35 protein-coding genes and 1 tRNA gene are annotated in these 22,538 nt (G+C 62.9%); 4 read left to right on the plus strand and 32 right to left on the minus strand.

Going from position 1 to position 22,538, the window contains the following annotated elements:
* Window positions 1-205 precede the first annotated feature (205 nt).
* Window positions 206-294, minus strand: a tRNA-Ser gene (locus KBY83_RS09290).
* 18 nt (window positions 295-312) lie between these two features.
* Window positions 313-1,530, minus strand: coding sequence for an alanine racemase (alr, locus tag KBY83_RS09295; RefSeq protein ID WP_255019269.1), 1,218 nt, complete (start codon window positions 1,528-1,530; stop codon window positions 313-315).
* 50 nt (window positions 1,531-1,580) lie between these two features.
* On the opposite strand from alr, the gene KBY83_RS09300 reads away from it, so the two are divergent.
* Complete coding sequence (locus tag KBY83_RS09300) at window positions 1,581-2,081, plus strand: HNH endonuclease (protein WP_254941855.1); 501 nt, start codon at window positions 1,581-1,583, stop codon at window positions 2,079-2,081.
* Between the two features lie 6 nt (window positions 2,082-2,087).
* On the opposite strand, the gene prfA is transcribed toward KBY83_RS09300, so the two are convergent.
* From prfA to rplC, 30 genes are all read right to left on the minus strand, one after another.
* Window positions 2,088-3,185, minus strand: coding sequence for a peptide chain release factor 1 (gene prfA / locus KBY83_RS09305; RefSeq protein WP_106632405.1), 1,098 nt, complete (start codon window positions 3,183-3,185; stop codon window positions 2,088-2,090).
* Between the two features lie 94 nt (window positions 3,186-3,279).
* On the minus strand, window positions 3,280-3,594 hold the full coding sequence (gene rpmE, locus KBY83_RS09310; protein ID WP_254998951.1) for a 50S ribosomal protein L31: 315 nt from the start codon (window positions 3,592-3,594) through the stop codon (window positions 3,280-3,282).
* Between the two features lie 33 nt (window positions 3,595-3,627).
* Window positions 3,628-4,029, minus strand: a complete 402-nt coding sequence (rpsI, locus tag KBY83_RS09315) for a 30S ribosomal protein S9 (protein ID WP_106632403.1) — start codon at window positions 4,027-4,029, stop codon at window positions 3,628-3,630.
* Window positions 4,026-4,478: a 50S ribosomal protein L13 gene (gene rplM / locus KBY83_RS09320; protein WP_106632402.1), complete on the minus strand. Its 453-nt coding sequence runs from the start codon at window positions 4,476-4,478 to the stop codon at window positions 4,026-4,028. Before rplM ends, rpsI begins: the two co-directional genes overlap by 4 nt.
* A gap of 81 nt (window positions 4,479-4,559) precedes the next feature.
* On the minus strand, window positions 4,560-5,480 hold the full coding sequence (gene truA / locus KBY83_RS09325) for a tRNA pseudouridine(38-40) synthase TruA (protein WP_255019270.1): 921 nt from the start codon (window positions 5,478-5,480) through the stop codon (window positions 4,560-4,562).
* Window positions 5,481-5,551: 71 nt separating this feature from the next.
* The gene (rplQ, locus tag KBY83_RS09330; protein ID WP_106632400.1) at window positions 5,552-5,902 is read right to left on the minus strand and encodes a 50S ribosomal protein L17; all 351 of its coding nucleotides are present in this window, start codon (window positions 5,900-5,902) and stop codon (window positions 5,552-5,554) included.
* 44 nt (window positions 5,903-5,946) lie between these two features.
* Window positions 5,947-6,885, minus strand: a complete 939-nt coding sequence (locus KBY83_RS09335; protein WP_255019272.1) for a DNA-directed RNA polymerase subunit alpha — start codon at window positions 6,883-6,885, stop codon at window positions 5,947-5,949.
* 57 nt (window positions 6,886-6,942) lie between these two features.
* Window positions 6,943-7,335 (minus strand): 30S ribosomal protein S11, encoded by a 393-nt coding sequence (rpsK, locus tag KBY83_RS09340; protein ID WP_010311626.1) that lies wholly within the window; start codon window positions 7,333-7,335, stop codon window positions 6,943-6,945.
* Window positions 7,336-7,452: 117 nt separating this feature from the next.
* Window positions 7,453-7,818 (minus strand): 30S ribosomal protein S13, encoded by a 366-nt coding sequence (rpsM, locus tag KBY83_RS09345; protein WP_106632398.1) that lies wholly within the window; start codon window positions 7,816-7,818, stop codon window positions 7,453-7,455.
* 91 nt (window positions 7,819-7,909) lie between these two features.
* Window positions 7,910-8,023 carry a 50S ribosomal protein L36 gene (rpmJ, locus tag KBY83_RS09350; RefSeq protein WP_048018126.1) on the minus strand — a complete coding sequence of 38 codons (114 nt, stop codon included), beginning with the start codon at window positions 8,021-8,023 and terminating at the stop codon, window positions 7,910-7,912.
* Window positions 8,024-8,088: 65 nt separating this feature from the next.
* Window positions 8,089-8,649: an adenylate kinase gene (locus KBY83_RS09355; protein ID WP_106632397.1), complete on the minus strand. Its 561-nt coding sequence runs from the start codon at window positions 8,647-8,649 to the stop codon at window positions 8,089-8,091.
* Window positions 8,650-8,710: 61 nt separating this feature from the next.
* Window positions 8,711-10,030 (minus strand): preprotein translocase subunit SecY, encoded by a 1,320-nt coding sequence (secY, locus tag KBY83_RS09360; protein ID WP_255019274.1) that lies wholly within the window; start codon window positions 10,028-10,030, stop codon window positions 8,711-8,713.
* A gap of 102 nt (window positions 10,031-10,132) precedes the next feature.
* The gene (gene rplO / locus KBY83_RS09365) at window positions 10,133-10,582 is read right to left on the minus strand and encodes a 50S ribosomal protein L15 (protein ID WP_255019275.1); all 450 of its coding nucleotides are present in this window, start codon (window positions 10,580-10,582) and stop codon (window positions 10,133-10,135) included.
* A 9-nt stretch (window positions 10,583-10,591) separates the two neighbouring features.
* Window positions 10,592-11,245 (minus strand): 30S ribosomal protein S5, encoded by a 654-nt coding sequence (gene rpsE / locus KBY83_RS09370; RefSeq protein WP_106632394.1) that lies wholly within the window; start codon window positions 11,243-11,245, stop codon window positions 10,592-10,594.
* 14 nt (window positions 11,246-11,259) lie between these two features.
* Entirely contained in the window at window positions 11,260-11,625 is a 366-nt protein-coding gene (gene rplR, locus KBY83_RS09375) for a 50S ribosomal protein L18 (RefSeq protein WP_255019276.1), read from the minus strand.
* A gap of 32 nt (window positions 11,626-11,657) precedes the next feature.
* Window positions 11,658-12,197: a 50S ribosomal protein L6 gene (rplF, locus tag KBY83_RS09380; protein ID WP_254937630.1), complete on the minus strand. Its 540-nt coding sequence runs from the start codon at window positions 12,195-12,197 to the stop codon at window positions 11,658-11,660.
* 17 nt (window positions 12,198-12,214) lie between these two features.
* Complete coding sequence (gene rpsH / locus KBY83_RS09385) at window positions 12,215-12,616, minus strand: 30S ribosomal protein S8 (RefSeq protein ID WP_254998955.1); 402 nt, start codon at window positions 12,614-12,616, stop codon at window positions 12,215-12,217.
* Between the two features lie 19 nt (window positions 12,617-12,635).
* Complete coding sequence (gene rplE, locus KBY83_RS09390) at window positions 12,636-13,175, minus strand: 50S ribosomal protein L5 (RefSeq protein ID WP_254960499.1); 540 nt, start codon at window positions 13,173-13,175, stop codon at window positions 12,636-12,638.
* A 107-nt stretch (window positions 13,176-13,282) separates the two neighbouring features.
* On the minus strand, window positions 13,283-13,639 hold the full coding sequence (rplX, locus tag KBY83_RS09395) for a 50S ribosomal protein L24 (RefSeq protein ID WP_255019277.1): 357 nt from the start codon (window positions 13,637-13,639) through the stop codon (window positions 13,283-13,285).
* A 1-nt stretch (window position 13,640) separates the two neighbouring features.
* Complete coding sequence (gene rplN, locus KBY83_RS09400) at window positions 13,641-14,006, minus strand: 50S ribosomal protein L14 (protein WP_106632388.1); 366 nt, start codon at window positions 14,004-14,006, stop codon at window positions 13,641-13,643.
* A 12-nt stretch (window positions 14,007-14,018) separates the two neighbouring features.
* The gene (rpsQ, locus tag KBY83_RS09405; RefSeq protein WP_094560052.1) at window positions 14,019-14,270 is read right to left on the minus strand and encodes a 30S ribosomal protein S17; all 252 of its coding nucleotides are present in this window, start codon (window positions 14,268-14,270) and stop codon (window positions 14,019-14,021) included.
* A 16-nt stretch (window positions 14,271-14,286) separates the two neighbouring features.
* Entirely contained in the window at window positions 14,287-14,511 is a 225-nt protein-coding gene (rpmC, locus tag KBY83_RS09410) for a 50S ribosomal protein L29 (RefSeq protein WP_106632387.1), read from the minus strand.
* 3 nt (window positions 14,512-14,514) lie between these two features.
* Complete coding sequence (gene rplP, locus KBY83_RS09415) at window positions 14,515-14,958, minus strand: 50S ribosomal protein L16 (RefSeq protein ID WP_254941846.1); 444 nt, start codon at window positions 14,956-14,958, stop codon at window positions 14,515-14,517.
* A 16-nt stretch (window positions 14,959-14,974) separates the two neighbouring features.
* Window positions 14,975-15,703: a 30S ribosomal protein S3 gene (gene rpsC / locus KBY83_RS09420; RefSeq protein WP_106632385.1), complete on the minus strand. Its 729-nt coding sequence runs from the start codon at window positions 15,701-15,703 to the stop codon at window positions 14,975-14,977.
* Between the two features lie 19 nt (window positions 15,704-15,722).
* Window positions 15,723-16,076 (minus strand): 50S ribosomal protein L22, encoded by a 354-nt coding sequence (rplV, locus tag KBY83_RS09425; protein ID WP_106632384.1) that lies wholly within the window; start codon window positions 16,074-16,076, stop codon window positions 15,723-15,725.
* 4 nt (window positions 16,077-16,080) lie between these two features.
* Complete coding sequence (gene rpsS, locus KBY83_RS09430; protein ID WP_106632383.1) at window positions 16,081-16,356, minus strand: 30S ribosomal protein S19; 276 nt, start codon at window positions 16,354-16,356, stop codon at window positions 16,081-16,083.
* Between the two features lie 35 nt (window positions 16,357-16,391).
* Complete coding sequence (gene rplB / locus KBY83_RS09435; RefSeq protein ID WP_255019278.1) at window positions 16,392-17,255, minus strand: 50S ribosomal protein L2; 864 nt, start codon at window positions 17,253-17,255, stop codon at window positions 16,392-16,394.
* Window positions 17,256-17,270: 15 nt separating this feature from the next.
* Complete coding sequence (locus KBY83_RS09440) at window positions 17,271-17,573, minus strand: 50S ribosomal protein L23 (RefSeq protein WP_094560045.1); 303 nt, start codon at window positions 17,571-17,573, stop codon at window positions 17,271-17,273.
* A complete protein-coding gene (rplD, locus tag KBY83_RS09445; protein ID WP_106632381.1) occupies window positions 17,566-18,201 on the minus strand; it encodes a 50S ribosomal protein L4 in 636 nt (211 codons plus the stop codon). The genes KBY83_RS09440 and rplD overlap by 8 nt, the downstream gene beginning before the upstream one ends.
* 11 nt (window positions 18,202-18,212) lie before the next feature.
* Window positions 18,213-18,860 carry a 50S ribosomal protein L3 gene (gene rplC / locus KBY83_RS09450; RefSeq protein ID WP_106632380.1) on the minus strand — a complete coding sequence of 216 codons (648 nt, stop codon included), beginning with the start codon at window positions 18,858-18,860 and terminating at the stop codon, window positions 18,213-18,215.
* Window positions 18,861-19,315: 455 nt separating this feature from the next.
* On the opposite strand from rplC, the gene KBY83_RS09455 reads away from it, so the two are divergent.
* The 3 genes from KBY83_RS09455 to KBY83_RS09465 are packed head-to-tail and all read left to right on the plus strand — an operon-like array spanning window position 19,316 to window position 22,462.
* A complete protein-coding gene (locus KBY83_RS09455) occupies window positions 19,316-19,777 on the plus strand; it encodes an NAD(P)H-quinone oxidoreductase subunit N (RefSeq protein ID WP_254941844.1) in 462 nt (153 codons plus the stop codon).
* A complete protein-coding gene (locus KBY83_RS09460) occupies window positions 19,755-20,786 on the plus strand; it encodes an LdpA C-terminal domain-containing domain (protein WP_255019280.1) in 1,032 nt (343 codons plus the stop codon). Before KBY83_RS09455 ends, KBY83_RS09460 begins: the two co-directional genes overlap by 23 nt.
* Window positions 20,787-20,818: 32 nt before the next feature.
* The gene (locus KBY83_RS09465) at window positions 20,819-22,462 is read left to right on the plus strand and encodes an AAA family ATPase (protein ID WP_255019309.1); all 1,644 of its coding nucleotides are present in this window, start codon (window positions 20,819-20,821) and stop codon (window positions 22,460-22,462) included.
* Window positions 22,463-22,538: the final 76 nt, after the last annotated feature.

Below are 22,538 nucleotides of genomic sequence, written 5' to 3' on the forward strand. Positions count from 1 at the left end.
GGAAGGACTTGGGCTTGACCATGACCCATTCTCTCGTCCTGATTCATTGCTGACACTGGGATCTGGGCAGATTTCAGGGCGTCTGTGGAGAGGCCTTGCCCTGATCTATGTGCAACACGCTCCTAGTGGAGAATCGCTGACTCACCAATGTCAGTTGCAAGCAGGACTCGCGGCGGTGGTGACTCGCCGTGAATCCTGCTTAAAACGGAGAGGGAGGGATTCGAACCCTCGACAAGAGTTGCCTCCTGTAACTCCTTAGCAGGGAGCCGCTTTCAACCACTCAGCCACCTCTCCAGAGGCCTGTCGACTTTATCAGTGAGCCCTATCGCCTGGGGCTTCCCAGGCGGCTTGGGCGGCGGTGAGTCGTGGCAGGCGGTGCTTAAAGCCGCAGAGGATTTCCCAGGGGATGGTCTGGCAGCGATCGCTCCAGTCGGTAGGGGTGATTTGTTCGCTTCCCTCCTGGCCCAGCAGAGTCACAACCGATCCCACCTCCAGTCCCGGGCAGTCGGTTGCATCGAGCACCAGTTGGTCCATGGTGATGGCTCCCACCTGGGGTAGACGTTGGCCTGCAAACAGCACTTCCAGCTGGTTCGAGAGCTGGCGAGGCACGCCATCGGCGTAGCCAATGCCAACAACGGCCAGACGGCTGGGGCGCCTGGTGCGGAAGCGATGGCCATAGCTCACCCCCACCCCGCTGCCCACCTCCCGAATCAGGCTGACGCGGGCGTGCAGGGTCATCGCTCCCTGCAGGGGAGTGACAGAAGCCAGGTGGGCCGCCGGACTGTGCCCATATAGCGCCAGGCCGACGCGCACTAGGTCGTAGTGCAGCCCTGGGCTGCGCAGGGTGCCGGCCGAGTTGGCCAGGTGGCGGATGCCAGCCGGCAGGCGCTGGTGCTCCAGGGCCTGCAGCACCGTCTCGAAAAGCCGCTGCTGTTGATCGGTGAGCCCGTCATCGGCGTCCGCTGATGCATCGGCACTGGCGAGATGGGAATAGAGACCGGCCAACTGCACGGCTTCCAGTTCCGTGATCGCAGCCACGAGTCTGGGCCCCTCCTGCCAATCGGCCCCGAGCCGAGCCATGCCAGTGTCGAGCTTGAGCTGCAGGGCCATCGGGCGGCCTTGGCCGCTGGCGAGGTTTTGGCAGAGCAGGGCTTCGCGCATGCCGCTGATAGTCGGCATGAGCTGCCAGTGCAGACAGCTGCGCAGCTCCTCTACCTGGGTGAGGTTGCCGAGCACCAGGATTGGTGCTTCGATGCCGGCCCTGCGTAGCTCGATGCCTTCGCTCAGGGTGGCGACACCGCACTGACTAGCTCCACCAGCGAGGGCGGCCCGGGCCACGGAGATCGATCCATGGCCATAGCCGTCGGCCTTGACCACAGCCATCAGCTCGGTGCCATTGCCTATGCAGCGTTTCAGGCTGCGGGCGTTGGCACTTATGGCGCCGGTATTCACCTCTACCCAGGCCCGTTGCCGAGCAAGGCTGGCCTCATGGGCCTGGGCACTCCAGCTGGTCTCGGTCGCCTGGGTCACGGATTACAGCGAAGATTGCCACTAGCATGCCGCCGATCACGGGTGCTGGCATGGGCCATGTTCTCGTTCTAAACGCGTCCTACGAGCCCCTCAACATCACCACCTGGCGTCGTGCGGTGGTGATGGTGCTGAAGGGGAAGGCGGAGGGGCTTGAGCATGACCCGGTTCGCAGGATTCGCGAGGATACGCTGCTCCCCACTGTGATCCGCCTGCGTCATTTTGTGCGGGTGCCCTACAAGCCGTTGCCCCTGACCCGTCGCAACCTGTTTCACCGCGATGGCCATCGCTGCCAGTACTGCGGGGCCAGCGCTCAGCAGCTCTCTGTCGACCATGTGGTGCCCCGCAGCCGCGGTGGCCTCGATACCTGGGAAAACGTCACCACAGCCTGTCTGCCCTGCAATGTCCGCAAGGGCAACCGCACGCCGCGGGAGGCCGCGATGCCCCTGCTGCGTCCACCTCATCGGCCCCTGGGCAGCTTCAGCTTTGAAGCCAGTCGCCAGATTTCGGCAGGGCAGCATGGCGAGTGGGCCAAATATGTAATTGGGGCTTGAGAGCGCTCAGCTGGCTACCTGTTGGGCCAGCTCCTCGAGCTGGCGGCTCTGATCGGCGGCGATTGAGGCACTGATCAGGTCGTGGAGCTGGCCGTTGAGCACCGGCTCAAGCGCGAAGTTGCGGCCTAGGCGGTGGTCGGTGGTGCGGCTGTCTTTGAAGTTGTAGGTGCGGATTTTCTCGCTGCGGTCGCCGCTGCCTACCTGGGCCAGCCTGGTGGAGCGCTGCTGGGCGTTGGCTTCTGCCAGCTGGCGCTCATAGAGCTTTGCCCGAAGGATTTCCATGGCGCGCTCGCGGTTCTGCAGCTGGGAGCGCTGCTGGGTGCAGAACACCCGAATGCCGGTGGGCTTGTGCAACAGGTCTACGGCCGTTTCGACTTTGTTGACGTTTTGGCCGCCGGCGCCACCGGAGCGGGCGGTACTGATTTCGATGTCGCCGGGGTCGATCTGAACCTCCACGGGATCGGCCTCCGGCATCACGGCGACCGTGGCGGTTGAGGTGTGCACCCGGCCCTGGGACTCGGTGGCCGGCACCCGTTGCACCCGATGCACGCCGGCCTCAAACTTCAGCTGGCTGAAAACCCCATCCCCCTTGATGGCGAGGATCAGTTCTTTGTAGCCCCCGAGCTCGGCTTCGGAGGCGCTCACCGGTTCCACCCGCCAGCCCACCCCTTGGGCGTAGCGCTCATACATGCGGGCAAGATCGCCGGCCCAGATCGCCGCTTCATCGCCACCGGCGCCGGCGCGGATCTCCAACATCACGCTGCGCTCATCGCGGGGGTCTCGGGGCAGCAGGGCCACCGTGAGCTTGTCGAGCAGGCTGGCTGTGGCTTCCGCCAGGGTTGCCAGCTCCTCGTTGACCAGTTCCTCCATGGCGAGGTCGCCCCGATGTTCCTTCAGCAGGGCGCGAGCTTCTCGTTCTTCCTGCTGCAGTTTCTGCAGGCTCAGGTGGTCCTGCACCAAGGGCTCAAGCCGAGCCCTCTCGCGGGCGATGGCCTGCATCTGGCTGGGATTAGCCGCCACGGCTGGATCGGCCAGCTGGCGTTCCAGGGTCTCGAAGGTGCGGCGGGCCGTCTCCAGACGCTCATGCAGCAGGGAAGGATCCATCAGCGAGATAGGAGGAGCCCGCATGGGCACCAGACAACACAAAGCCGGGTGCCCGTAAGCACCCGGCTGGGGGGTTTAATCAGGCCTGCAGAGATCAGGCTTCGGCCACAGCGGGGGCCTCGGTCTCAACTTCGGTTGCAGCTTCGGCCGAGGCCTCAACTTGGGGCTCCTGCTTGGCAGCGGCGTTGGAGAGTGAATCTGCTCCACCCATGCCGTACTTGCGCATGAAGCGGTCTACACGGCCCTCGGTGTCGAGGATCTTTTGGGTGCCTGTATAGAAGGGGTGGTTGCCACTCCACACATCGACGTGGAGTTCGGGAGAGGTGGAACCGGTGGTCATAACCACCTCTCCGTTGCAAATCACCTTGGCATCGGGATACCAGGTGGGATGAATTTCGGCCTTGGGCATGACGGGGAAGGGGCTGATGGCGGAGGGAAGAAATCAGCGCTTGGAGAACTGAGGCGCCTTACGAGCTTTCTTCAGGCCGTACTTGCGACGCTCCTTGGCGCGGGGGTCGCGGCTGAGGTGGCCTTCTGTTTTAAGGGGTTTGCGGTTGTCCGGGGACAATTCACACAGGGCACGAGCTGCACCCTGCTTGATGGCGTCGGCTTGGCCGGTAAGCCCACCACCACGCACATTCACCAGCAGGTCATAGTCAGTTGCAAGCCCGAGAGTCTGCAGGGGAGCTTTGACCGCTGCGAGATAGACGGGGTTGTAGTTGAGGTAGTTGTCGCCAGGGCGACCGTTGATGGTTACGGTGCCGTTGCCGGGAACCACACGCACTCGGGCGACTGCCGTCTTACGACGACCCGTACCCCAATAGACGACTTTGTTAGTGCTCATTGGGCGGCAGTGGCGGGATCGAGGGCTAGGGCTTGGGGTTGTTGGGCAGCGTGGGGATGCTCTGTACCCTTGTAAACCTTCAGCTTGCGGAACAGCTGACGACCCAGGGCGTTGTGGGGAAGCATGCCTTTGATGGCTTTCTCCACGATCCGCTCAGGGATCCGGGCTTGGAGGTGGGCGAAGGTTTCGGTCTTCATGCCACCGGGCCGGCCGGAGTGGCGGCGGTAGATCTTCTGGGTCGACTTGTTACCGCTCACCTTCACCTTGTCGGCGTTGATGACGATGACAAAGTCGCCGGTGTCGAGGTGGGGCGTGTAGCAGGGCTTGTTCTTGCCGCGCAGCACTTGGGCCACTTCGCTCGCCAGGCGACCGAGGGTCTGATTCTCTGCGTCCACCAGGTACCACTGGCGGTCGAGGGAATCAATGGAGGGCAGGGGGGTCTTGTTCATTTCGCCTGATCAGGCACCGGCAGGCCGGAAGTGGGGCAGGACAGCTGGTCGTTGGAAACCCAACGCCCGGGTTCAGTGACCTTACCGCCTGGCCGGCGCGCCCCCAGGAGGTAGCTGCGCTGAACTGACGAAAGGCTGGGCTGAACCAGGCTGGAGATCCGGAGAATCGGAAATCTCGAGCTGATACCGCGGTTGGCAATCATACCAGGCGGCTCGTGGGAAAACTGGTGTGGGGTAGCCCACCCGCAGCAGACAGAGGCCATGCGGTGGTGCTGCCTCTTTCACTTCCACGCGTTGGCACTCGCGCCAGCGGCGCTCGAAGTCGGAGCCGCTGAGCCGCCCCTCGCCAACCGCCACGAGTTGGCTCAGCACCAGACGCACCATGCCGTAAAGAAAACCGCTGGCTTGCAACTCGACGCTGATCAGGTCACCCTGCCGCTCCAAACGCACCTCCTGAAGGGTGGTGCGGCCGTGGGCTCGGCGGCTGCCGGCTCGTTGAAAGGCAGAAAAGTCGTGTTCTCCCAGCATGGACTCCAGGACCTGGCCCATGGCTTGTTCATCCAACCGGCGCTGATAGCGGTGCCAGCTCCAGGGGGCCAGGAACAGGTTGGGGGTGCGGGCGTTGTAGATCGTGTAGCGGTACCGCCGGTAGCTAGCGCTGAAGCGGGCGTGCCAGCTGGGGTCAACCTCTACAGCCGCCAGGATGCGGATCGTGGCCGGTAGCCGACCATTGAGGGCCTTGGCCCAGCGCTCTGGCGGAATTGGCCCAACGGCTTCGAAGTGTGCCACCTGGGCGGCAGCGTGCACGCCCGTATCGGTGCGGCCAGCAGCCATGGTGCGATTGGGCCCCTGGGGGTCAAGTCCAGCTATCGCTTGCTCCAGGGTCTGCTGCACGCTGTGGGCATTGCGTTGCCGCTGCCAGCCGCAGTACGCGGAGCCGTCGTATTGCAGGCAAAGAGCGATGCGGCGCAGGGCGGGGGCGGGAGTCAGCACGGGCACCATGCAGCCATTAAAAAACCGCGGTGGGCTTACGCCACCGCGGCAGTTTGGAATCTCGCCAGACGGGTAGAGATTTAGACCAATTCGATGATGGCCATCTCGGCGTTGTCGCCGCGGCGGGGAACGGTGCGGATGATGCGGGTATAGCCACCTTGGCGCTCGCCATAGCGGTCTTGAGCTTTGTCAAACAGGGCATGAACCAACTGCTTGTCATAGATGTAACCGATGGCGCGGCGACGGGCAGACAGGCTGCCGTCCTTGGCCAGGCTGATCATGCGCTCAGCTTCATCGCGCAACGCCTTGGCACGGGCTTTGGTCGTGGTAACCCGACCTTCGCGGATCAGCTGGGTGGTGAGACCCCGCAACATGGCTTTGCGTTGGTCGGCGGGGCGTCCCAGCATGGGGACTCGGCACTGGTGTCTCATAGGGCTGACTCAGGTGAGAAGGCTGTCGGTAAAGGGGCCGCCGATCAGGCGCTAGTGCGGCTCTGGGGCAGGGTGATGCCGATGCGCTCCAGCGCTTCGATCACCTCGTCGGCTGATTTGGAGCCGAAGTTTTTGATCTCCAGCAGATCTTCGTAGCTGAAGCCCATCAGGTCGGACACGGAGTTGACCTGGGCGCGCTTCAGGCAGTTGTAGGCCCGCACGGAGAGATTTAGCTCTTCGAGAGGAATTTGGGCCTCGGCGGAGGGCTCGGGCTCAAGGCCGGGCTCTTCAACCATGGTCAAGCTGGCCAGGGGCTGGAACAGACCGATCAGCTGGTTGGCTGATTGGGCCATGGCGTCGTCTGGTGTGACGCTGCCGTTGGTTTCGATCTCCAGGCGCAGTCTTTCGCGAGCGGATCCACCCTCACCAACGGCGGTTTCATCCACCGTGTAGTTGACCCGGCGCACGGGCTTGAACACAGCATCGATCTGAAGCAGGTCGATGGCGTTGGTGTCTTCGCTGTGGCGATTGACGGGCCGATAGCCAACACCACGCTCCACATGTACCTCCATTTCGAGGCTGTGGCCTTCAGCCACGGTGGCGATCAGGCGATCTGAATCGATTACCTGAACCTGGGAGGAGAACTGCAGATCCGCGGCGGTAACCGTCGCGGGGCCATTCACTACTAGGCGTCCGATCTCCAGCTCGCGGTTGCGGCTACTAACGGAGATCTGCTTGCAGTTGAGCAGAATGTCGAGCACGTCTTCACGAACCCCAGGCACGGTGGCGTACTCGTGGTTGACTCCGGAAATGCGTACCGCGGTGATGGCACTGCCTTCGAGGCTGCCGATCAGGACGCGTCGCAGGGCATTGCCAAGCGTGGTGGCCTGGCCGCGATCGAGCGGGCCTATCAGGAAGGTACCAATCTGGGATCGGTCTTCCGCGACCTGGTGCTCAATGCGATCGATTTGGTAATGCAACACGGTCTGAAGGGTCGAAAGGTTGGAGAAAGCCCAGTGGGGCAGGAACGAAACGACGACTCAGACGCGACGGCGCTTGGAGCGACGGCAACCGTTGTGGGGAAGGGGAGTCACGTCGCGGATCAGGGTGATTTCAAGGCCGGCCACCTGCAGGGCTCGGATTGCGGTTTCGCGGCCTGAACCAGGACCCCTCACAAGGACTTCGATCTGGCGCATGCCCTGCTCGAGGGCGCGGCGTGCTGCTGCTTCAGCTGCGGTTTGGGCTGCAAAGGGTGTGCCTTTGCGGGCTCCTTTGAAGCCGCTGGCACCGGCGGAACTCCAGGAAATCACCTCTCCGGCGGTGTCGGTGATCGACACGATCGTGTTGTTGAAGGTGCTCTGAATATGGGCAACGCCGTTGGGGACGTTGCGCTTCGTTTTCTTGGCGCCGGATTTTTTGGCTGGCTTTGCCATGGCGGAAAGGCCTGCTGGTGCAGGAGGTGATCAGGGGAACGTCGGGAGGCACCCTGGTGACGCCGGTCGCTTACGCAGTTGGCGGCAGGGTGGGAGCAGGTGAAGGAAGGGGAGGCCTTACTTCTTCTTGCCGGCCACGGTTTTGCGAGCACCACGACGGGTGCGCGCATTGGTGCGTGTGCGCTGGCCACGCACGGGCAGACCCATGCGATGGCGGCGACCGCGCACGCAGCCGATGTCTTGGAGGCGCTTGAGGGCCATGCCCTCTTGACGGCGCAGGTCGCCTTCGAGGGTGAAGGTTTCGGCAGCACCGCGCAACTTCTGTACGTCGGCGTCGCTGAGGTCTTTTACCCGGATGTCAGGGCTGACACCGGATTTGGCCAGAATCTTCTGGGCACGGGTAAGACCGATGCCATACACGTAGGTGAGGGCAATCTCGACGCGCTTTTCGCGTGGGATATCAACGCCGGCAATCCGAGCCACGTAGTAATTCGATGAGGGGGCAAGGGGCTCCGCCTGAACGGAGCGGGGAAATGATGCACAGCTGGCCCCCAAGGGGGCGGGCTAGGGCTGGTCAGCCTTGGCGCTGTTTGTGCTTGGGATTGGTGCAGATCACCATCACCCGGCCGTGGCGACGAATCACCCGGCATTTGTCGCACATTCTCTTGACCGAGGCACGCACCTTCATGGGAGTTGTGCTCTCCTAATTTGCAAACCGACAACCTACCACACCGGTCAACACCCTTAAGTGACTCAGCCGAGCAGGGCGGCGATCCGTTCGGCGATCGCATCGACGCTGCCATTGGCCTCAATGGCCTGCAGCAAGCCAAGCTGCTGATAGTGGTGAATAAGAGGTGCGGTCTGTTCCCGGTAGACCTCCAGCCGGTGGCGAATCACGCTTTCGTTGTCGTCAGAGCGCCCCCGGCTAAGGAGCCTTTGAATCAAGACGGCGTCGTCGAGCTCCATCAGCACCACTAGCTCGATCGGTTGCTGCAGCTCATCTAGCAACAGCCCCAGAGCCTCGGCTTGGGCGAGGTTGCGGGGGAAGCCATCCAGTAACCAGCCGCCGCCGCCGCTGGCGGCCAGTGCTTCCAGCCGGCCACGCACAATCGCCAGCACCAGCGCATCGCTCACCAGCTCACCACGGGCCATTACGGCCTCGGCTTCCTTACCCAGATCGCTGCCAGCAGCTACCTCCGCCCTCAGCAGGTCCCCCGTAGAGAGATGCAGCAGCTGGCGATCGGCGGCCAGTTGCTGGGCTTGGGTGCCCTTGCCAGCGCCGGGGGGGCCAAGGAAGAGGAGACGTTGCTTCATCGCTGAACTTGAAAGTTGGAGGAAGGGGTTGCTGCGAGGCCCGCAGGCAAGGGGCTGGTGGTCACTCGCGCACCATGCCCTCGTAGCGCTGGGAGATCACGTAGGTCTGCACTTGTTTGGCTGTGTCGATCGCAACGCCCACAAGAATCAGCAGGGAGGTGGCTCCCAGTCCCTGGAAGGTGCGCACCTGGGTGGCCCCTTCCACGGCTGAGGGAATGATCGCAACGGCGCCAAGGAACAAGCCGCCGAGCAGGGTGAGTCGGTTTTGCACTCCGCTCAGATAGCTGGCGGTGGCAGAGCCGGGCCGCACGCCAGGGATCGCCACCCCACTGCGTTTGAGGTTGGTGGCGATGTCCGCCGGGTTTACGGTGAGTGAGGCGTAGAAGAAGCCGAAGCCGCAGATCAGGCCGAAGAACACCAAGGCGTACAGCCAGGGAGTGCTGCTGTTGGGGTTGAGATATCCCGCCAACTTGATCAGCCAAGGGTTGCGGGTGAGGTTGGCAATGGTGAGCGGCAGGAAAACCACGGCCGAGGCAAAAATGATGGGCATCACGCCGCCGGCGTTGAGCTTGAGCGGCAGATAGCTCTGGCGCGCCGCAAGCACCCCTGCCCCGCCCACTTGGCGCTTGGCGCTCACAATTGGGATGCGGCGGTTGCCTTCCTGCACAAAGATGATCCCTACGATCGTCAACAGGAAAACCAGCACCAGCACGACAATGCCGCCAACTGTGCTGCGGTCACCGCTCTGGGCCAGCTCGATCGTTGATCCCAGGGCCTTGGGCAGGGTGGCCACGATGTTGACGAAGATCACCAGCGAGGCGCCTTGACCGATGCCTCGCTCGGTGATCACCTCGCTGATCCACATCACCACCATCGAACCGGTCACCAGGGCGAGGGCCGTTTGGATTACAAACACCGGCTCCGAAAGGCCCTCTGTGGCGTATTGCCGCAGGATCAGGGCAAAGACCAGGCTCTGCAGGATGCCCCAGCCCAGAGCTACGTAGCGGGTGATCTGGGCGATCTTGCGCCGGCCGGCCTCGCCCTCATTCTTCTGGAGGTCCTCCAGTTGGGGCAGGGCCGCGGTAAGCAGCTGAATGATGATCGAGGCGTTGATGAACGGCAGGATGCCCAAAGCGAAAACGCCGAGGGTGGACAGGCCGCCCCCGGTGAAGATGTCCAGGAACCCGATCAGCTGACCGCCCTGGGAGAGGAACTGCTGAAAGGCCACCCGGTCGATGCCTGGCATCGGGATGTAGATGCCCAGCCGGACCAGCAGCAGCAGGCCGAGGGTGGTTAGCACCCGGTCGCGCAGTCCCTTCGACTGGATCAGTTGGCTGAGGATTTCCCCGGCGCTTGGGTTGCGACCCCGGCTAACAAGCATGGCGGCGTGTGATGGACATGAAAAAACCGCCCATCAAGACCCGTGGCGTGCTCGGGGCTCGACTGGACGGCTCAGACCTTAGGGCGGAGGCCCGCAAGGCGATCAGATGACTTCGCAGCTGCCACCGGCAGCTTCGATCTTGGTGCGGGCGCTGGCAGTAAATGCGGCGGCCTGCACGGTGAGCTTGACGGAGAGCTCACCGTTGCCAAGAACCTTGAGGGGGTGCTTGGGGCTGGTCACGAGACCTTCCTTCACCAGGGAATCGAGGCTGATGGTGCTGCCGGTTTTGCAGTCGGCGAGCTTGGCTACGTTGATGATCGTGAACTCCTTCTGGTTGACCAGCTCAAAGTGCTTGAGCTTGGGGATGCGGCGGTAGAGAGGCATTTGGCCACCCTCGAAGCCAGGACGGGTCGGCCGACCCGAACGGGACTTCTGGCCGCGCATGCCGAAACCGCAGCTGGCTCCCTGGCCTGCGGCAATGCCGCGACCCTTGCGGAGCTTGCGGCGCCGGGCGCCAGGGTTGGATTTGAGAGACTGGAGATTGAACGTCATGACGAGGCCTTAGGAGTAGATCTGCTCTAGGGAGATGCCCCGCTCCTTGGCGGTCTCCTTGTGCGTGCGAAGGCCGGCCAAAGCCTCCATCGCAGCGCGGGCGTTGTTGAGGGGGGTCTTGGATCCGAGGCGCTTGGCCAGCACATTTTTGATGCCGGCCAGCTCGAGCACCGTGCGGATCGAGCCGCCCGCAATCACCCCGGTTCCGGGGGCTGCCGGGCGGATCAGCACGCTGGCGGCACCGTCGCGGCCGTTGCTGAGGGTAGGGATGGAGTTGTGACGGGTTAGGGGCACCTTGACCAGGTGCTTCTTGCCATCGGCTACGCCCTTGCGGACTGCGCCGATCACGTCGCCGGCCTTGCCGACGCCCACACCTACTTGGCCCTTCTCGTTACCAACGACAACGATGGCCCGGAAGCTCATCTTCTTGCCGCCTTTAACGGTTTTGGAAACGCGGCGGATTTGCACCACCCGCTCCTGCCATTCGGAGTCGCGCTCCTGGCCGCGACGGTTGTCGCGCCCGCGGCCGCCACCGCGACGGCTATCGCCGCCTCGGCCTTCAGCCCGACCACCGCGGCGATCCTGCTGGCCTTCGGCAGCAGCAGGTACATCCGACGCGGCCGGGATGTCGTTGGACTGAACTTGATCGTTGGTTTCGGTCATGGTGAGAGCAGGGATCAGAACTGAAGGCCCGCTTCCCGGGCGGCGTCAGCCAGGGCCTTGACCCGGCCGTGGTACAGGTTGCCGCCTCGATCGAAGACCACCTGCTGGATGCCATGGGCGAGCGCCCGTTTGGCTACCAGCTCGCCTACCGCCACGGAGGCATCACAGGTAGAGCTGGCGTCGAGGTTGGTGCGCAGGTCCTTGTCGAGGGTCGAAGCCGCACAGATGGTGTTCTGGGCGTCGTCGTCGATGACCTGGGCGTAGATGTGGTTGTTGGAGCGGAACACGGCCAACCGGGGACGGGAGGACGTGCCAGTGAGCTGACGACGCAGGCGGCGGTGACGCTTCTGGGTCTGCTGTTTGCGGGAGATGGATGACATTGCGATACAGGGTAACGGCGCTCAGGCAGACCTCATTTCTTACCGGTCTTACCGGCCTTGCGCAGGATGCGCTCACCCTCGTACTTGATGCCCTTGCCCTTGTAAGGCTCAGGCGGACGAATGGCACGCACCTTGGCAGCTTCGTTGCCCACCAATTCCTTGTTGGCACCGGAGACAAACACGGTGGTGTTTCCCTCTACGGCGAAGGTGACGCCCTCGGGGGGCACCATCTCCACCTGGTGGCTGTAGCCAGCTGAGACCACAAGCTTTGTGCCTTGGACGGCGGCGCGATAGCCAACGCCAATAATTTCCAGCTTGCGGGTGTATCCCTGGCTGACGCCTTCCACCATGTTGGCGACAAGCGTGCGGCAGAGACCGTGGCGCTCGCGGGAGCGACGGGTTTCGCTGCTGGGGCTCACCACCAGGGTGTTGCCGTCCTGGGAGATCTGCACCCCTTCGGGCAGGGTGCGGCTGAGTTCGCCCTTAGGACCCTTCACGGTGACTGCCAAGCCATTGAGGCTGACACTCACCTTGTCGGGGAGGGGAATCGGCGCTTTACCAATACGAGACATGGATCAATCTCCCAGATTCAGTAGACGTAGCAGAGCACTTCGCCACCGACGCCCTGTTTGCGGGCATCGCGGTCGCTCATCACCCCTTTCGACGTAGAGATGATTGCAACTCCCAGGCCGCCCAAAACTTTGGGCAACTGGCGATTGTTCTTGTAAATGCGCAGGCCTGGCTTGCTGACTCGCTGGACAGAGCGAATCGTGGGCTGGCGATGCTTGCCGCTGTACTTGAGCTCAAGCACCAAGTGCTTCGTGACGCCCTCACCTTCTTCGGTGATTGCGGCGATGAAGCCTTCCTGCTGCAGCACATTGGCGACGTTACGCACCAGTCTGGATGCAGGAATCTTGGTGGTCTCGTGGCGCTTCTCACTCGCATTGCGAATGCGGGTGAGCATGTCTGAAATTGGGTCGTGATTGGCCATGGTCGGGTCCGAAGAGGGCTCAGTTGCTGCGGAACGGCATTCCCATCTCGCGGAGGAGGGCCCGGCCCTCTTCGTCGTTACGGGCGTTGGTCACAATCGTGACGTCCATCCCCCGGATCGCATCGATTTTGTCGAAGGAGATCTCAGGGAAAATGATTTGTTCGCGGATCCCCAGGGTGTAATTCCCCCGGCCGTCAAAGCTCTTGGGGCTCACACCGCGGAAGTCGCGGATGCGGGGCAGAGCAAGATTGATTAGGCGCTCCAGGAAGGCATACATCCGCTCACCACGCAGGGTGACGGCGACACCGATTGGCATCCCCTGGCGAATTTTGAAGCCGGCGATTGCTTTTTTGGCTCGAGTCACCACCACTTTTTGGCCAGTGATTGTGGCCAGTTCGGTGATTGAGGCCTCGAGGGCTTTGGCATTCTGGGCCGCTTCGCCGAGGCCCCTGTTGAGGGTGACTTTCACCACCTTGGGAACTTCGTGAATATTGGAGAGATTCAGATCCTTTAGGAGTTTGGGCTGAATCGACTCCCGGTAGCGCTTTTTCAGTGACATGACGGGGAGAGGGGGGTGCGCTTCTGGTCTGGGTCAGAAGGCTGACAGGGACTGGAGTTGAAGTTGGCGGGGCCTGTGCGAGTGATCGCGGGGCACGCCTCTGGAGCTCAATCGAGGATTTCTCCTGTCTTCTTGAGGCGACGCTTTTTGGTGCCGTCTTTCTCCACCACGATTTCGACGCGGCTTGCCACCTGTTTTGAGCTGGAGTAGAGCATCACATTCGAGGCATGCACAGAGGCTTCCTCGGTGACGATGCGGCCACTCTCGCCTTCCTGGGTGGGTTTGACGTGGCGGGTACGCAGGTTGATTCCCTGCACTACGACACGATTTTCATAAGGAAGGGTGCGTAGCACCTCTCCGGTTTTGCCCTTGTCCTTGCCGGAGATCAGCTGGACGGTGTCACCCTTTTTGACGCGCATCTTGATGCGCTCAGCGGGTTTTGCCTTGGGAGTTGCGGCCGCCATTTCAGATGACCTCCGGAGCGAGGGAAACGATCTTGGTGAAGTTGCGCTCGCGCAGTTCACGGGCAACCGGGCCGAAGACTCGGGTTCCCTTGGGGTTGTTGTCGTTACCCAAAATCACGGCTGCGTTGTCGTCAAACCGGATTGAATTGCCGGTGTCACGGCGCAGGGTGGCTTTGGTGCGCACCACTACGGCTTTGACCACATCCGATTTTTTGACACCCATGTTGGGCATGGCATCCTTGACGGCTGCCACGATCACGTCGCCCACGTGGGCGTAGCGACGGTTTGTGCCGAGCACCCGGATGCATTGGATGCGCTTGGCGCCGCTGTTATCAGCGACATTTAAATAGGTTTCTTGTTGGATCATTAGGAGTTCTCCTCAACCGGCGGTGCTGTTGGTGAGAACTTCGGCCACGGTCCAGCGCTTGGTGCGACTGAGCGGGCGGGTCTCGGTGATGCGAACCCGGTCACCCACTTTGCAGCTGTTCGCTTCATCGTGGGCTTTGTATCTGGTGGTGCGGCTGACCGTCTTTTGATAGATGGGATGGGGGAAGCGGTTTTCCACCGCCACCACCACCGTTTTGTCCATCTTGTCGCTGACGACGGTGCCGACCCTTTCCTTGAGTGCCATGGGGATCGAGGGGGTATCAGGAGGCTGAAGCAGCCGTGGCGGCGGAGCGTTGCTGCTCCTGCTGCACCGTCATCAGGTGGGCCAGCTTGATGCGAGCCTCCTTGAAGCGGTGAGTAGTTTCCAGCCGGCGGGTGGCTTGCTGGAAGCGCAACTCAAACAGTTCACGCCTGGTGGCGTTGACCTGTTCGTTGATCTGGTCACCGGTGAGCTTGCGCACATCGGCGATGTTGGGTTTTGCCATCGGTCAGGCCTCCACTGGGGCTGCGGTTTCCTGATCCGCCAGGCTCAGGAATTTGGTCTTGAGGGGAAGCTTGAACTGCGCCAGGCGCATGGCTTCCTTGGCGATCTCGGGGGTGATTTCAGGGCCACCCATTTCAAACAGAATGCGCCCAGGTTTGATTACGGCCACCCAGAATTCCGGGTTGCCCTTACCGGAACCCATACGGGTTTCGGCGGCGCGCATGGTGACTGGTTTGTCAGGGAAGATCCGGATCCAGATCTTGCCGCCGCGTTTTACGTGGCGGGTCATGGCTCGGCGGCTGGCTTCAATCTGGCGGGAGGTGATCCAGCCACATTCCTGGGCCTGCAGTGCAAACTCCCCGAAGGCAATCGTGTTGCCCCGGGTAGCGACACCGCGCATGCGGCCTCGCTGTTGTTTGCGGAATTTGACGCGTCTTGGACTCAGCATGGTTCAGGGCTCCGGATCACTCTTTGTTAGAGCGGTCTTCAAACTGTTGCGGCTGCCGGCTGGTCCGGCGGCGGGGCGCAGCACCCACGGGCAACTGCTCTTTCTGGCCAGGCAGCACCTCGCCTTTGAAAATCCACACCTTGATACCCAGCACTCCGTAGGTGGTGCTGGCCAGCTTGGTTGCGTAGTCGATGTCGGCACGCAGGGTGTGCAGGGGCACGCGACCTTCCCGGGTCCATTCGGTCCGGGCGATCTCGGCGCCGTTGAGTCGGCCAGCCACCATGATTTTCAGGCCGAGCACGCCAGCCCGCTGGGCCCGTTGCACGGCCATGCGGATGACGCGGCGGAAGGCAACGCGCTTCTCCAGTTGCTGGGCGATGTATTCAGCCAGCAAGAACGAGTCGGCATCGACCCGCTCTACCTCCACCACGTTGATGCGCACCTGACGGTTGGCATCACCGAGGGTTTTCTGAATGCCGGTACGTAGCTCCTCAATGCCGCTGCCCTGACGGCCAACAAGCACGCCGGGACGGGCGGTCTTGAGTTCAACTTCCAGTTGATCTGCCTTACGGGCAATCAGCACGTCGCTGATGCCTGCGGCGCCGTACTTCTTATGGACGAACTTGCGAATGCGGTCGTCTTCCTGAAGCAGGATTGGATAGGTCTTACTGGGGGCGTACCAACGCGAGCGGTGATCCTGGGTAATCCCCAGGCGCAGGCCGGTTGGATGGATCTTGTGTCCCATCTTTCGGTGTCCTCGGGGGTTAAGTGGAAGGAGCCACAGCAATGCTGATGTGGCAGGTTTGTTTTTTGATCGCGTAGGCACGACCCTGGGCGCGTGGGCGGAAGCGCTTCAGGCAGGGACCCATGTCGGCGATCGCTGAAGCGATTACCAATGTCGAGGGGTCCAAGCCGAGATTGTTCTCGGCGTTAGCCACAGCCGAGCGCAACACCTTGGTGATTGGGCCGGTTGAGCGGTAAGGCATGAACTCGAGCATGATCAGGGCCTCGCGATAGCTGCGGCCACGGATCTGGTCGAGAACTCGTCGCACCTTGGATACGGAACCGCGGATGAAGCGGCCGTGGGCGAGAGCCTGGTTGGAAGGTGTGTTTGCCATAGCGTCAGCGGCCTCCTTTCTTATCCTTGATGTGGCCCCGGAAGGTGCGGGTGGGGGCAAATTCCCCGAGTTTGTGGCCCACCATCTGTTCCGTCACGTAGACGGGAACATGGGATTTGCCGTTGTGAACGGCAATGGTGTGGCCGATCATCATCGGCAGGATGGTGGAAGCACGTGACCAGGTTTTGATCACGGACTTGTCATCTGCGCCGTTTTGCTTTTCAACCTTGCGAAGCAGGCTGTCGGCAACAAACGGTCCTTTTTTGAGCGAACGTCCCATGGTTGATTAAGCGAACAGCAAAGCGGTGTTGATCATCAGGAATCGCGTCCGCCACGGCTCCGTTTGGAGGTACGGCGACGTTTCCGGAGCACAAACCGATTGCTGGGTTTGTTCCGCTTACGGGTTTTGTAGCCAAGGGCAGGCTTGCCCCAGGGGGTGACCGGACCAGCGCGTCCGATCGGGGCGCGGCCCTCACCACCACCGTGAGGGTGGTCGCAGGGGTTCATCACCGATCCACGCACTTCAGGCCGGCGACCAAGCCAGCGCTTGCGACCAGCCTTGCCCAGGCTGGTGTTGCGCACTTCGGAGTTGCCAACTTCACCAAGGGTGGCGTAGCACTCGCGGCGCACAAGGCGCACCTCGGTGGAAGGCAGCTTGAGGGCTACGTAGTCGCCCTCTTTGGCAACCACTTGGGCACTGGCACCAGCCGTACGGACCATCTGGCCGCCCCGACCGGCATAGAGCTCGACGTTGTGGACGCTGGAGCCGAGGGGGATGGCAGAAAGAGGCAGGGCATTCCCCGTTTCAATCGGCGACTCGGGTCCGGAGATCACTTGCTGTCCGATCTCAATGCCAGCCGGAGCAAGGATGTAGCGCTTCTCGCCATCGACGTAGAAGAGCAGCGCTAGGCGGGCGTTGCGGTGCGGGTCGTAGTGAATGGCCGCCACTTTGGCGACGACTCCCAGCTTGTCGCGGCGGAAGTCGACGATGCGGTAGAGGCGCTTGTGACCACCGCCGCGGTGGCGGCAGGTGATCACGCCACGGTTGTTGCGGCCTTTGCGGCGGTGTTTGGCGACCACCAAGCCTCGCTCCCGTTCGCGGCCAGTTACTTCGGAGAAGTCACTGGCGACACGGGTACGGGTGCCGGGGGTGATGGGTCGGTATTTACGGATAGCCATTTCTTTTCAGACCCCTCAGGACTCAGGGAACAGCTGGATGGCATTGCCTTCGGCGAGGCGCACCACTGCTTTCTTCACTTGGGCACGTTTGCCGGCGAAGCGGCCCACCCGCCTGGAGCGGCGAGGGGGATTCATGGTGCTGATGCCGATGACTTTGACGTCGAACAGCTGTTCAACGGCAGCCTTGATGTCGGGTTTTGCAGCCCGATGGTCCACCTCAAAGGTGTACTGGTTCTGCTCGAGGGCCCGGGTGGCCTTCTCGGTGATCAGCGGCCGACGGATCACATCCGCAAGCCGGCTCGAAAAACGTTCAGCCATCGCCGTAGACCTCCTGAATCTTCGCGAGTGCTTCCTCGCTCACCACCAACTTGTTGGCGTGGAGCAAATCAAACACGTTGAGCTGATCCGCAGCGATCAGCTTGACCTTCTCGAGGTTGCGCACCGAGCGGCGCACGGCCTCGGAGGCTCCGTCGAGCACCACCAGCACCTTGGTGCCGGCTTCGATACCAAGCCGGCCGAGGCCGGCGGTGATTTCCTTGGTTTTGGGAGTATCGAGCCCAACGCCAAAGCCCTTGACCACGGTGATGTCGTTGATGCGACTCATCAACGCGGTGCGCAGGGCCAGGCGACGCTCCTTGCGGTTCATCGCCAGGGTGTAGCTGCGGGGCTTGGGACCAAACACCACACCACCGCCGGGGCGGAGGGGGGTTCGAATCGAGCCTTGGCGGGCCCGACCTGTGCCCTTTTGCTTGTAGGGCTTGCGGCCGCCACCGGCTACTTCAGCGCGGGTAAGCGTGCTGGCCGTGCCCTGACGGGCGTTTGCCAGCTGACGCACCACGGCGCGATGCACCAAGTCTGTGGCAGACGATTCCTTAGCGACTTTCAGTTCAAGGGCAGCCTTGCCGGCCTCCTTGCCTTGCCAGTCGCGAATTACACAATTAGCCATTGGTTTTCTCCTCAGTTCCCGGCTTTGGCGCCCACCCGGTTCGCCGGGCGGATGTTGAGCAGGGCGCCAGGCTTGCCGGGCACCGAACCCTTCACTACCAGCAAGTTGCGCTCCACATCCACTTTGAGGATGACGAGGCCGCGGGTGGTGATTTGTTTGCCGCCGTAGCGGCCCGCCATGCGCTTGCCGGGGTAGACGCGGCCCGGCGTGGTGCCGGCGCCGATCGAGCCAGGCTCTCGGTGGTTCTTGGAACCGTGGGTCATGGGGCCCCGGCTGAAGCCGTGGCGCTTTTGGAGGCCGGAAAAGCCACGGCCCATGGTGTCGCCGCTCACATCAACCTTTTGACCAGGCTCAAAGGCCGTCACGGAGATGGAGCCACCCAGCTCAAGGCCATCCACGCTGTCGACCCGATATTCCTTCAGGTGGCGCAGGACCTCATCACCAGATTTGGCTAGGTGCCCCTTGGCTGGCTTGTTCACGAGCTTTTCGCGAATGTCGCCAAAACCAAGCTGAACGGCGTTGTAGCCGTCGGTGCTGGTGCTTTTGAGTTGGGTGATGCGGCAAGGACCCGCCTCGATCAAGGTGACCGGGATGGACTTGCCCTCGTCGTTGAAGAACTGGGACATGCCCAATTTCTTCCCAAGAATGCCAATAGACATAGGAGGGGAAACAACGCCAGCTGGACCACCGGGCGCAGTGAGCAAGTGGCTCATGCACGACGGTGAAACTGAAGCGGTCAGGATGTTGCCTGGCTCGGCCGAGGGGCCGCTCTTCGCCGCGGAAGCTTGGGCCTCCATCGACGGGTTGCGATTTCCAAGGGCTAGCGAGGCTGATCTGATTCGGATCAGCGCGGCTGGGACTTATCGGAACCGGACTGGACTCAACAGACGTGAGAGCAATGCGTTCTGGCAGTTTCCCGACGGGACCTGCAACCTTTTTAAAGATGCTGGAACCGTGCTGGCCGAGGACGATCACCACCACTGGTGATCGTGTGCCGTGATCTGGAGGCCCGGCTAGCGGTCGGGCACATATCAATGGCACAGTTGATGAACATACCCCACCGCCTAACCCTGCTTGGGCTGCCAAAGTGGTGTGTAGCTAGCAATTACCCGTAATGCCCCTGCTGCTCTCCGGTCGCGGTTTCCGCCAGGACCTTGAGCGCGCTGGTGCTCTGGCCTTATTTGCACCCCTTGAGGGTGGCGCAGAGACTCGCTTGATGCGCCGGATGCGGGCTGTTGGTTATCGCGCCCAGCTCACATCGGCGCGGGGCCTTGGTGATCCTGAGGCCTTTCTTTTGCAGTTGCACGGTGTGCGTCCGCCCCACCTGGGTCACCAGAGCGTGGGCAGGGGTGCAGCCGTGGGCGAGGTGCAGCGGGTGATGCCCCAATTGGGGGCTTTGCTCGAGGGCACGCAGCCGATCCTGCTTTGGTTGTTGGAAGGTCAGGTTCTTTCTCAGGCTGAATTGGGGTCTCTGATCTCCCTCTGCCAGCGTGAGCCTCGCCTCAAGCTTGTGGTGGAGATGGGCGGTTCCCGTGAACTGCGCTGGCAGCCCCTTGAGCAGCTGCTTGACGCCTGAGGAGGCTCTCGCCTTAGGCCGCTGGGTCAAGTTGATCTGTGGGGCTAGCAACCAGGATCTGGCTGGGATCGAAGACCTCTGCGGCATTTTTTCTCTGGCCGGGGTGCACTGCATAGATGGCGCGGTAGATGCGGCTGTAGTGGCCGCGATCCGCCGCGGGATTGATTGGGCCGAAGCCCGTGGCGCCAGTCGCCCCTGGCTGATGTTGAGCCTCAGCGATGGCGACGATCCCCATTTCCGTAAGGCTTGGTTCGACCCCGCCTGCTGCCCGGCGGCCTGCCCCCGCCCCTGTGAGCGGGTTTGTCCGGCCTTGGCCATCGGGCTTGCTGCTACTGGCGCTCCAGGAGTGTTGGCGGAGCGCTGCTATGGCTGTGGCCGCTGCCTGCCTGCCTGCCCCCACGGAATGATTGAGGAGCGGAGTCAGGTGCTGGCAGGGGCGGATGTGCCTCCCCTGCTTGCGCAGTTGCGGCCTGATGCGGTGGAACTCCACACCCACCCCGGTCGCGGCGTGGCCTTTGCAGAGCGGGTTGGCCAGCTGCGGGCCAGTGGCGTGCAGCTGCAGCGGCTGGCGGTGAGTGCGGGTCTTGAGGGCACAGCCCAGTCGCCCTCTGCGTTGGTGGTGGAGCTATGGCAGCGCTTCAGCCTGCTGCGCGGCGCCGGCTTTCGTCCCCTTTGGCAGCTCGATGGCCGGCCGATGAGTGGTGATGTGGGGGCGGGTACGGCCCGAGCGGCCGTCAAGTTGGTTGCGGCCGTGCTCCCCCAGGCTCCCCCCGGCCCCGTGCAGCTGGCTGGGGGCACCAACGCTCACACGCTGCCTCAGTTGACGAGCTATCCCTTGCAGCATCGAATCGCTGGCGTCGCCTTTGGTGGCGTGGCTCGCCGGCTGTTGCAGCCCCTGCTATTAGAGGCCCAGGGGCGGGGACGCTCTTTGCTGGCCGATGCCGAGCTTTTCCCCCTTGCCCTGGGGCTGGCTCGGGAGCTTGTTAATCCCTGGCTAGAACGTACCTAGTGCCTTGCGATTCGGTGTCCAGCCCTGCTTTGATCGCCCCCCAGCGCGTCACCGACGACCTCGATCGCCTGCTGGCCCTGCTGCCTGAGGTGGTGCAGGCGGCCTTGGCGACCGCCGAGTCGCGTGAGCAGTTGCTGGAGGTTGTGCTCGACCTGGGCCGGGTGCCCGAGGCCCGCTACCCGGGCCAGGTAAGCGCCCTGGGCAATCAGCCCCTGGAGCGCGCCGACCTGGCTGCAGTGGTGGAGAGATTAGGCAGCTTCGGCGGCGACAACCGTGCCGGCATTGAGCGCACCCTGCATCGCATCAGTGCGATCCGCAACCGCACCGGCACGATCGTGGGACTCACCTGCCGGGTGGGCAGAGCAGTGTTTGGCACAGTGGCCATGGTGCGCGACCTGCTCGATGCCGGCGAGTCGCTGCTGTTGATGGGGCGCCCTGGTGTGGGCAAGACCACCGCCCTGCGCGAGATCGCCCGGGTGTTGGCCGACGACCTGGGCAAGCGGGTGGTGGTGATTGACACCAGCAATGAAATCGCCGGGGATGGCGACATTCCCCATCCCGCCATCGGCGGCGCCCGGCGCATGCAGGTAGCTCGGCCGGAGCTTCAGCACCAGGTGATGATCGAGGCCGTGGAAAACCACATGCCCGAGGTGATCGTTATTGACGAGATCGGCACCGAGCTTGAAGCCCAGGCGGCTCGCACCATTGCCGAGCGTGGCGTGATGCTCGTGGCCACGGCCCATGGCAATGCCATCGAAAACTTGATCAAAAATCCCACTCTCTCCGATTTGGTGGGTGGCATTCAGGCGGTGACGCTCGGCGATGAGGAGGCCCGCCGCCGCCGCACGCAGAAAACCGTGTTGGAGAGGGCTGCCGAGCCCACTTTTGCCATGGCGGTTGAGATGCACAGCCGCCATCGTTGGCATGTGCACAGGGATGTGGCCCGCACGGTGGACATGCTGCTGCGGGGCCAGGTGGGGCGCCCCGAGATTCGGGAGCTCGGCGCTGATGGGCAGCTGCAGCGGCAACTTGAGTCAGCGCCTGCCCCGGCTGCCAGGGAGGCGGTGGCGCCGCGGCCCCATGGGCGACCACGGCTGGCGGCCGCACCCCTGCCCGAGTTGGAGGACGCTGACGCGGCGTCAGAGCTCCCAGCGGTTGAAGCCGCGGCAGCGATGTTGCGGGTGTACGGAGCGGGCCTCAGCCTGGGGCCGCTGGAGCAGGTGGTGCGGGCCCGTCAGTTGCCAGTGGAGCTGGTGGGCAGTGTCGAGCTGGCTGACGCGGTACTCAGCCTGCGCCAACATCTCGGCCGTGATCCCCATGTGCGCCGTCAGGCTCAGGACCTGGGCCTGCCGATTTTGGTCCTGAAGTCGGCGGCCCCGCCCCAGCTACAGCGCGCCCTAGAGCGGCTGCTCCAGCGTCATCGTGAGGGCCAGGCGCAAAAGGATCCAGTCGCAGTGGCTGCCTGCAGCGCCCAGGCCGATGACGCACTCGCCGGGCTGGAGGAATGCCGGCTGGCTGTTGAACAGGTGGTGTTGCCCCACGGCCAGCCCGTAGAGCTGCTGCCCCGCAGCGAGAGGGTGCGGTTGATGCAGGCGGAATTGGCTGATCGCTACCGGCTACGCACCGCTGTGTTTGGTCGCGGTGTGGAGCAGCGACTGCGGCTATTTCCTGTCTGAGCTAGGAGCCGGTGGCTGCGGCGGTTGACGAAGGACCGGGCGCTATGGGTAACTATCTTGGTATCCGGAATTTCCG

This window comes from Cyanobium sp. WKJ7-Wakatipu, from assembly GCF_024345355.1.
Taxonomy (GTDB): Bacteria; Cyanobacteriota; Cyanobacteriia; order PCC-6307; family Cyanobiaceae; genus Cyanobium_A; species Cyanobium_A usitatum.

Coding starts and splice junctions, on each gene's coding strand:
- KBY83_RS09300 (WP_254941855.1), top strand. CDS start 1,581: ATGGGCCATGTTCTCGTTCTAAACGCGTCCTACGAGCCCCTCAACATC.
- prfA (WP_106632405.1), bottom strand. CDS start 3,185: ATGGATCCTTCCCTGCTGCATGAGCGTCTGGAGACGGCCCGCCGCACC.
- rpmE (WP_254998951.1), bottom strand. CDS start 3,594: ATGCCCAAGGCCGAAATTCATCCCACCTGGTATCCCGATGCCAAGGTG.
- rpsI (WP_106632403.1), bottom strand. CDS start 4,029: ATGAGCACTAACAAAGTCGTCTATTGGGGTACGGGTCGTCGTAAGACG.
- rplM (WP_106632402.1), bottom strand. CDS start 4,478: ATGAACAAGACCCCCCTGCCCTCCATTGATTCCCTCGACCGCCAGTGG.
- truA (WP_255019270.1), bottom strand. CDS start 5,480: ATGGTGCCCGTGCTGACTCCCGCCCCCGCCCTGCGCCGCATCGCTCTT.
- rplQ (WP_106632400.1), bottom strand. CDS start 5,902: ATGAGACACCAGTGCCGAGTCCCCATGCTGGGACGCCCCGCCGACCAA.
- rpsK (WP_010311626.1), bottom strand. CDS start 7,335: ATGGCAAAGCCAGCCAAAAAATCCGGCGCCAAGAAAACGAAGCGCAAC.
- rpmJ (WP_048018126.1), bottom strand. CDS start 8,023: ATGAAGGTGCGTGCCTCGGTCAAGAGAATGTGCGACAAATGCCGGGTG.
- KBY83_RS09355 (WP_106632397.1), bottom strand. CDS start 8,649: ATGAAGCAACGTCTCCTCTTCCTTGGCCCCCCCGGCGCTGGCAAGGGC.
- secY (WP_255019274.1), bottom strand. CDS start 10,030: ATGCTTGTTAGCCGGGGTCGCAACCCAAGCGCCGGGGAAATCCTCAGC.
- rplO (WP_255019275.1), bottom strand. CDS start 10,582: ATGACGTTCAATCTCCAGTCTCTCAAATCCAACCCTGGCGCCCGGCGC.
- rpsE (WP_106632394.1), bottom strand. CDS start 11,245: ATGACCGAAACCAACGATCAAGTTCAGTCCAACGACATCCCGGCCGCG.
- rplR (WP_255019276.1), bottom strand. CDS start 11,625: ATGTCATCCATCTCCCGCAAACAGCAGACCCAGAAGCGTCACCGCCGC.
- rplF (WP_254937630.1), bottom strand. CDS start 12,197: ATGTCTCGTATTGGTAAAGCGCCGATTCCCCTCCCCGACAAGGTGAGT.
- rpsH (WP_254998955.1), bottom strand. CDS start 12,616: ATGGCCAATCACGACCCAATTTCAGACATGCTCACCCGCATTCGCAAT.
- rplE (WP_254960499.1), bottom strand. CDS start 13,175: ATGTCACTGAAAAAGCGCTACCGGGAGTCGATTCAGCCCAAACTCCTA.
- rplX (WP_255019277.1), bottom strand. CDS start 13,639: ATGGCGGCCGCAACTCCCAAGGCAAAACCCGCTGAGCGCATCAAGATG.
- rplN (WP_106632388.1), bottom strand. CDS start 14,006: ATGATCCAACAAGAAACCTATTTAAATGTCGCTGATAACAGCGGCGCC.
- rpsQ (WP_094560052.1), bottom strand. CDS start 14,270: ATGGCACTCAAGGAAAGGGTCGGCACCGTCGTCAGCGACAAGATGGAC.
- rpmC (WP_106632387.1), bottom strand. CDS start 14,511: ATGGCAAAACCCAACATCGCCGATGTGCGCAAGCTCACCGGTGACCAG.
- rplP (WP_254941846.1), bottom strand. CDS start 14,958: ATGCTGAGTCCAAGACGCGTCAAATTCCGCAAACAACAGCGAGGCCGC.
- rpsC (WP_106632385.1), bottom strand. CDS start 15,703: ATGGGACACAAGATCCATCCAACCGGCCTGCGCCTGGGGATTACCCAG.
- rplV (WP_106632384.1), bottom strand. CDS start 16,076: ATGGCAAACACACCTTCCAACCAGGCTCTCGCCCACGGCCGCTTCATC.
- rpsS (WP_106632383.1), bottom strand. CDS start 16,356: ATGGGACGTTCGCTCAAAAAAGGACCGTTTGTTGCCGACAGCCTGCTT.
- rplB (WP_255019278.1), bottom strand. CDS start 17,255: ATGGCTATCCGTAAATACCGACCCATCACCCCCGGCACCCGTACCCGT.
- KBY83_RS09440 (WP_094560045.1), bottom strand. CDS start 17,573: ATGGCTGAACGTTTTTCGAGCCGGCTTGCGGATGTGATCCGTCGGCCG.
- rplD (WP_106632381.1), bottom strand. CDS start 18,201: ATGGCTAATTGTGTAATTCGCGACTGGCAAGGCAAGGAGGCCGGCAAG.
- rplC (WP_106632380.1), bottom strand. CDS start 18,860: ATGTCTATTGGCATTCTTGGGAAGAAATTGGGCATGTCCCAGTTCTTC.
- KBY83_RS09455 (WP_254941844.1), top strand. CDS start 19,316: ATGCCCCTGCTGCTCTCCGGTCGCGGTTTCCGCCAGGACCTTGAGCGC.